Below are 7,504 nucleotides of genomic sequence, written 5' to 3' on the forward strand. Positions count from 1 at the left end.
ATAAAAAAAATTTTGTCTTTAGAATACCTTAATAAGAATTATTCTAAAAACAAAATAATTTAAAATTGGAAATTTTTATTAATAGTTAAGATTTTCTTCAGATTTTTGACACCTAACTGACACAATTAAGGTTTATTATAATATATGTAAAGTAGTTAAAGCATTATTATTTACCCCTAAAACCATCTTTTAAACAGAGCTTCAAGCCTATATTGTGGTTAAGAAGTTACTTTTTAAATTGGTTTCCTAGAGTTATTCGTCCCCCAAATGAAATGACTCTAGGTTTTTTTTTCTAAAATTTCTTTTCTTTTAACCTAATTACTTCTTCATTAGCTTTCTTTTTATCAATTTTATTAAATAAAATATTGCATTCTCTAATTACGCCTTCTTTTTTTTCTGTAAAACTCCAAATTCCTTCATCTAAATTTAGAGAAGCTTTTATCTTATTACATGTATTAGGCATAAATGGGTACAGTAAATTAGATAGATTAATTATTATTTGAATACAATTATATATAACTTCTTTGCACTTCAAAGGATCTTGACTTAATAAATTCCAGACCTTATTATTTTCAAAATACTTATTTCCTTTTTTACATAAATTCATTATATCAACTAAACTCTCGTTAAAGCGACCTTCTTCTATTTTATCCCCAATATCAAAATATAAATTTAATATATCATTTTTAAATTCTTGCTTAATTTTCCCATTTGGTATTCTATTTGAATAGTTTTTTCTTGAAAAAACTAATACCTTATTTATAAAACTAGATAATTCATTAACCAAATCATTATTGTGTATATTTATATATTCTCTCCATGTAAAATCAGTATCTTTATCTTCAGGAGAATTTAAAGTTAAGTAATATCTAAAACTATCAACATTATATTTATTACAAACATAGTCTGCCCACAAAGCCCAATTTTTAATAGTCGAAAATGATTTTCCTTCTAATTTTAAATGTTCGCTGGATATTATACGTAGATTTGGATTTTTTATTCCAAGACCTACAAGTATAGCTGGAAATATTACAGTATGAAAGGGAATATTATCTTTTCCATGAATAAAATAAATTCTTGAATCTTCGCCCTCCCAGTATTCCTTATAATCTTCTCCACGTTCTTCTAAGCATTTCATACTAGCTGTTAAATATCCCATAACAGCTTCAATCCAAACGAATATTTTTTTATCTTCATATCCATTCAAGGGAACATCTACCCCCCAATTAAAATCCCTAGTTACAGCCCTATCCCTTAAACCTTCATCTAAATATCTTTTTAATATTTTTTGTGCATTTTCTCTCCATCCATACTGCCTTATATATAATCTTTTAATATCATTTTCAAATTTAGATAACATAAAGAATAAATGTTTTGTTTCTTTTGATGTAGGCTTAGAATTACAAATTTTACATCTCATATCTATTAATTCACTAGAATCAAACTCTCCATTACAATTTTCACAGCCATCACCCGTAGCTTCTTCCCCACATTCAGGACATATACCTATAATATATCTATCTGATAAATATTCATTGCAATTTTCACAAAAAGTTTGTTCTATTACTTTTTCGTATATATATCCTTTTTTATATAGCTCTAAGATAAATTCTTTTACCTTCTCTTCATGGTAATGAGAGTGAGTTTTAGCAAAAATATCAAATGAAAAACCTAATAATTTAAAACACCTTTGAAATTCATCATGATATTTTTCTACAGCTTCTAAAGGTGTAATTCCCTCTTCTTTCGCCTTCATAGTAACCGGAGTACCGTGACAGTCAGTTCCTGAAAGAAAAACAACTTCATCTCCCATCATCCTATGATATCTTGCTAAAATATCTCCTGGCAACAAAACTGCAATTCTTCCTAAATGCAACGGACCATTTGCATATGGCCATGCATTCCCTATAATAATATTCATTAAAAAACCCCCTTTAATCAGTGACAAGTTATAAGTAACAAATTATAGTAAAAAAGTCAGCATAGCTGACTTTTTTACTATAATTTCTAAAGTCTCCCTAAGGCGACTTTATTCCTTAATTTTACACTTGACACTTGTCACTCTTAACTTGCTTCGCTTGTTACTCTTAATTTATAAGGAAACACGCTACTCCTTTCAGTCGTAGGTGTAAGTTCAGCTAACTAAATCGAAGATTTAGAGCTTCACTTATCTTACTTGACTTCCTGTTTGTAACTCTCCTGGATTTACTAGCTTTAATACACTATCATCATCTGTAGCTGCAGCTAAAATCATTCCTTGTGATAACTCTCCTCTTAGAGTAACAGGCTTTAAGTTAGCAACTAAAACTACATATTTACCAACTAATTCTTCAGGTTTATAATGCATTGCTATTCCTGAAATAACCTGTCTTTCTTCTCCATTTAAATCAACTTTTAATTTTAATAATTTTTTAGCCTTTTTAACTGGTTCACATTCTAATACTTTAACTACTCTTAAATCTATTTTTTCAAAATCTTCAATAGTTATTTCTTCTTTAATTGGTTGCATTTTATACTCTTCTTTTGGTTTATTAGCTTCTAATTGAGCCAATCTCATAGCTTCTAACTCTTCTAAAGTCTTAGCTACATCTATTCTTGGGAATAAAGCTTCGCCTTTTTTAACTTCAGTTCCTGGAGTTGTTCCATCAAATCCAGATAGTGAATCCCAAGATGTTGTAGTTATATTTAATTGAGTATTAATTTTTTCACTTGTACTTGGTAAGAAAGCAGATAATAATACAGATGCAAATCTTAAACTTTCAGCTAAGTTATATAAAACTGTACCTAATCTTTCTTTCTTTTCTTCATCTTTAGCAAGTATCCAAGGAGTTGTTTCATCAATATATTTATTTGCTCTTCCTATAAGTGCAAATATCTCTTCTAAAGCTTCTGGAATTCTTAAATTATCTATTGCTTTTGTTACTTTAACCGGAGTTTCTAAAGCTAAACCTATTAATTCATTATCAATATCTTCTTTAGCTGTTGGTGCTGGTACTACTCCACCAAAGTACTTTTCAATCATTGCTACTGTTCTTGATAATAAGTTACCAAGGTCATTACAAAGATCTGAATTAATCTTCTTTATAAATATTTCATTGTTGAATAATCCATCTGCTCCAAATGGAATTTCTCTTAATAAATAATATCTAACTGCATCAACACCAAATTTATCTACTAAAACTACTGGGTCAACAACATTTCCTTTTGATTTTGACATCTTTCCACCATCAACAAGTAACCATCCGTGACCAAATACTTGCTTTGGTAACTCTTGACCTAATGCCATTAGCATAATTGGCCAATAAATAGTATGGAACCTTAATATATCCTTACCTATTAAGTGAACATCTGCCGGCCAATACTTTTTGTATAATTCATCATTATCGCTACCATATCCTAAAGCAGATATGTAGTTTGATAATGCATCTATCCAAACATAAACTACATGACCTTCATCAAATGTTACAGGAACTCCCCAATTAAAGCTAGTTCTTGATACACAAAGATCTTGTAATCCTGGCTTTAAGAAGTTATTAACCATTTCATTTTTTCTTGATTCTGGTTGAATAAATTCTGGGTTAGCTTCAATATACTCCATTAATCTATCAGCATATTTGCTCATTCTAAAGAAGTAAGCTTCTTCCTTTGATTTTTCAACTGGTCTTCCACAGTCCGGACAATTTCCATTTACTAATTGAGTTTCAGTCCAGAAAGATTCACATGGAGTACAGTATAATCCTTCATATGAAGATTTATATATATCTCCTTGATCATATAATTTCTTAAATATTTTTTGAACAGTTGCCTTATGATAGTCATCAGTTGTTCTTATGAACTTATCATAGCTAATATCCATCATGCCCCATAGCTCTTTAATACCAGCAACTATTTCATCAACATGCTCCTTTGGAGTTATTCCTTTTTCCTCAGCTATTCTTTGAATTTTTTGACCATGCTCATCAGTCCCTGTTAAGAACATTACATCATATCCATTTAATCTTTTAAATCTAGCTAAAGCATCTGCTGCTACTGTTGTATAAGTGTTACCGATGTGTAACTTAGTTGATGGATAATAAATTGGCGTAGTTATATAATATGGTTTTTTTGTCATTTTTCTTCCTCCTATTTTTGTAACTTCAAGCTAAAAATTTATACTTATTAGCTTATAGATTAATTTTTAACTTACCTACTAACTAAAAAAGCCTCTATATAGGCTTATATACCCATATAGAGACGTTATATACGCGTTACCACTCTATTTTATATTTATTTCACAATAAATATCTCACTAGGTGACTATCATCACCTTGCAATATAACGGTTGCTACCGTATTACCCTAACTATAAAAGCTCAGATAATCTGCTCCAAGACCATCTTCATAAAGTTCAATATCACTAGTTTTCACCAAACCTAGCTCTCTTTAGATACATTCCTAAATTACTCTTCTTTTCTATGCATTTATTAGTTTTATAATATTCTAAAATGTAAAAACTGTCAATAAGTTTGATAATTTCATATAAAAATATTATATAGAATAATGAATTTTGACTATTTATTAGATATAATATCATAGAGAAAGGAGGCTTAATTATGGAGAATTTTAAATTTCCTAAGATTGGACTTAGAACAATAAAATCGGGTATAGCTGTATTCTTATGTTTATTGCTTCTACCTAATGAACCTTTTTTTGCTTGTCTTACAGCTGTAATTTGTTTGCAAGATACTGTTTATAACTCAATTCATACAGGAATAAATAGAGGTGCAGGGACAATACTAGGAGCCAGCTTTGGTTTAATATTTCTTTTCTTATTTCGATCATTGGAAACTCATATATCAAATCAATACATATCAAAAGTAGTAATATATATTATAATTGCATCAGGAATTATTTTAATGATTTATTTATGTAATATTCTTAAAAGACCAGGAGCAATAAACATAACTTGTATAGCATTTCTAGGCGTTACTACAACCCATGCTTATAGTGATCCATTATTTTATGCAACTAATAGAATAATAGAAACACTACTTGGAATAGTAATTTCAATATTAGTAAACAAACTAATAACACCACCACCGCATAAATAGTTAATAAATAAAGTCAGCTCTTAAGCTGACTTTATTTATTAACTATTATCTTATATAAAATTTTATTTATTTTGTGCCTTCTTCATAAATTCTTCAATTTCATCTACACTCTTTATTATATCACTTGATAAATTAATAACTCCATCCTCTGTTACTAATATATCGTCTTCTATTCTAATTCCTATACCTTCTTCTTCAATATATATTCCTGGCTCAACAGTAAATACAACTCCAGGTTCAAAAGTTATATCTCTATGTGGAGTTTCAATATCATGTGTATCCATTCCTAAACTATGACCTATACTATGATAATAATATTTTCTAACATCCTTTTTATCATAAATAAGCCCTAATTTTATACATTCCTCTGCTATTAAATCAGTTGCTTTTTCATTCACCTCTTTATATTTCATACCAGGCTTAATTAATTTAATAATTTCTTCATTTACCTTTAAAACTGAATTATAAACTTCCTTTTGCCTTTCAGTAAACGTACCATTAACAGGGAAAGTTCTTGATATATCAGCATTGTAACAATTATATTCTGCTCCTAAATCAAAAAGAATCAAATCATTTTCCTTAAGTTCTGAATTATTATCAACATAGTGTAATGTTGTAGCATTTTTTCCTGCCGCAGCTATTGTTGTAAAAGCTAAACCAGTTGCACCTTTCACTTTACAATTAAAATCAAAATATGCTTCTAATTCATACTCCTTCATTCCAACACGTGCTTCAGTCATTAATCTTTCAATACCACTCTTTGTTATATCAATAGCCTTTTTAATTTTTTCTATTTCCTCAGGTGATTTCTTTAATCTTAATTCACCAATTTTACTATAAATATTATTTATTCTAACTTGTGGATACCTATTTACTATGTCATTAGCAAATCTATGTGAGATTGTTCCTTCTCTATTTACACTCATTTTTTCTAAATCTAAATAAAGCTTTATTTCTTCTTTCATTACAATTGCTGAATGAAGATCAGCATCAAATTCACTCTTAAACTTAACTTCATCTACTGCTGTAAGTTCAATAGCCTCTTCTTTTCTAATGCTTTTTCCAACCCATTTTTCTAATTCTAAATCAATATCTTTTATATAAAGCTTAGAGGATTTTATTCCATTAATTTTTGACATAACCAATATATGTTCTTCCTCTTTTATTCCTGTTAAATAATAAAAATTTCTATTTGGAGTAAATGGATAAGTTTGATCTCCAGTTTTTTGAACTGCCTTTCCTGCAAATAAAATTACAATTGAATTGTCTTTAATATTATTTAAAAGATTATCTCTATTTAATTTATAAATATTTTTATTCATAGCCCTATCTCCTCTTATAATATCTTAGGATTACTTTTTATTATTCTGCTGCTAATAACTTGACACTTCTAACATTGGGTAAAGAGTTTAACCTTGCTGCTAATTGACTAATACTTTTCTCCATATGAGAAATATCAATAGTAACAGTGACATTAGCCGATAAATTTATTGGAATATCTTGATTTATTGTTAATATATTACCTTTATAAAATGCAATACAATCTAACACCTTAGATAAAGTTCCTGACTTATGTGTCATTAATAATATTAAAGTTACCTTCTTAGATTGCATATCTTGTGCCATTGGAAATACATCATCTTTATATTTATAATATGTACTTCTACTAATTCCAACTAATTTTATGGCATCACTTATATCCTTTGCATTGCCAAGTTCAATATGCTCCTTTACCTCAATTACCTTTTTAAATATCTCTGGTAATGACCTTTCATTTACAATGTAAAATCTATCTTCCCCCATAATCATTCTCCATTCGATTTGTTTTAGTACTATTATAACTCCAAACTCTTTACAGTGCATTAAAAATTTTACAGCAAATATTTTATTATAAATCTCATCTTTATAGATATTGGGTTAGAGAAAAGGGGTTAAATTGCTCTAGGAGCGATTTTAATTATTATATTTTAAAACATGAAAATTTTGCAGAATACTTTAAGCCAAAGAAAAAAAGAAATGCTGTAAAATCAGAAACTCCATTTGGAAAGCAAGCACAGTTTGATTGGAAAGAAGATTTAAAGTTTTCTTTCAGGAACGGTGAAGAATTTATTTTTAATGTTGGTAGCTTAATATTATCAGCTTCTAGGTTTAAATATTGGGCAGTTTGTCCTACTAAATCTCAGACTTATTTATTTGATTTTGGTCTTATATCAATATCTTGGACACAAAAAGTCAAACTTTTTTATTTGAATATGGCCATAGCTTTTTTTAATATTTCATTTTCCTCTTGGAAATAATGAGTGATTTTCAAAATCTAAATTTTATTTAGTTTTGTCTAAATATAGGTTTTATTGACATTTTAAATATTACCCTATATGTATATTATCCCCACTTATTGGGAATAATATACGTTAG

Annotated in this window: 5 protein-coding genes and 1 other annotated feature; of the genes, 1 reads left to right on the plus strand and 4 read right to left on the minus strand. The window is 28.4% G+C overall.

Annotated features, from left to right (window positions below; all coding sequences use genetic code 11):
* Positions 1-292: 292 nt before the first annotated feature.
* Together metG (Q0Y03_RS08295) and metG (Q0Y03_RS08300) are read right to left on the minus strand one after the other, a co-directional pair.
* Positions 293-1,921, minus strand: coding sequence for a methionine--tRNA ligase (gene metG, locus Q0Y03_RS08295; RefSeq protein WP_297713370.1), 1,629 nt, complete (start codon positions 1,919-1,921; stop codon positions 293-295).
* A 246-nt stretch (positions 1,922-2,167) separates the two neighbouring features.
* Complete coding sequence (gene metG, locus Q0Y03_RS08300) at positions 2,168-4,111, minus strand: methionine--tRNA ligase (protein WP_297713371.1); 1,944 nt, start codon at positions 4,109-4,111, stop codon at positions 2,168-2,170.
* A 115-nt stretch (positions 4,112-4,226) separates the two neighbouring features.
* Positions 4,227-4,463: a binding site (T-box leader), on the minus strand.
* A 128-nt stretch (positions 4,464-4,591) separates the two neighbouring features.
* On the opposite strand from metG (Q0Y03_RS08300), the gene Q0Y03_RS08305 reads away from it, so the two are divergent.
* Positions 4,592-5,089 carry an aromatic acid exporter family protein gene (locus Q0Y03_RS08305; protein WP_297713372.1) on the plus strand — a complete coding sequence of 166 codons (498 nt, stop codon included), beginning with the start codon at positions 4,592-4,594 and terminating at the stop codon, positions 5,087-5,089.
* Positions 5,090-5,151: 62 nt separating this feature from the next.
* Here Q0Y03_RS08305 and Q0Y03_RS08310 read toward each other — a convergent pair whose 3' ends face one another.
* Positions 5,152-6,411 (minus strand): aminopeptidase P family protein, encoded by a 1,260-nt coding sequence (locus Q0Y03_RS08310; RefSeq protein WP_297713373.1) that lies wholly within the window; start codon positions 6,409-6,411, stop codon positions 5,152-5,154.
* 40 nt (positions 6,412-6,451) lie between these two features.
* Complete coding sequence (locus tag Q0Y03_RS08315; RefSeq protein ID WP_363318729.1) at positions 6,452-6,892, minus strand: ACT domain-containing protein; 441 nt, start codon at positions 6,890-6,892, stop codon at positions 6,452-6,454.
* Between the last annotated feature and the right edge of the window lie 612 nt (positions 6,893-7,504).

Source organism: Clostridium sp. (assembly GCF_026168755.1).
GTDB lineage: Bacteria > Bacillota > Clostridia > Clostridiales > Clostridiaceae > Clostridium.

What these genes read in the sequence shown, in the direction of transcription:
- Q0Y03_RS08310 (WP_297713373.1), bottom strand. Translation starts at nt 6,411, where the DNA reads ATGAATAAAAATATTTATAAATTAAATAGAGATAATCTTTTAAATAAT.
- Q0Y03_RS08305 (WP_297713372.1), top strand. Translation starts at nt 4,592, where the DNA reads ATGGAGAATTTTAAATTTCCTAAGATTGGACTTAGAACAATAAAATCG.
- metG (WP_297713370.1), bottom strand. Translation starts at nt 1,921, where the DNA reads ATGAATATTATTATAGGGAATGCATGGCCATATGCAAATGGTCCGTTG.
- Q0Y03_RS08315 (WP_363318729.1), bottom strand. Translation starts at nt 6,892, where the DNA reads ATGGGGGAAGATAGATTTTACATTGTAAATGAAAGGTCATTACCAGAG.
- metG (WP_297713371.1), bottom strand. Translation starts at nt 4,111, where the DNA reads ATGACAAAAAAACCATATTATATAACTACGCCAATTTATTATCCATCA.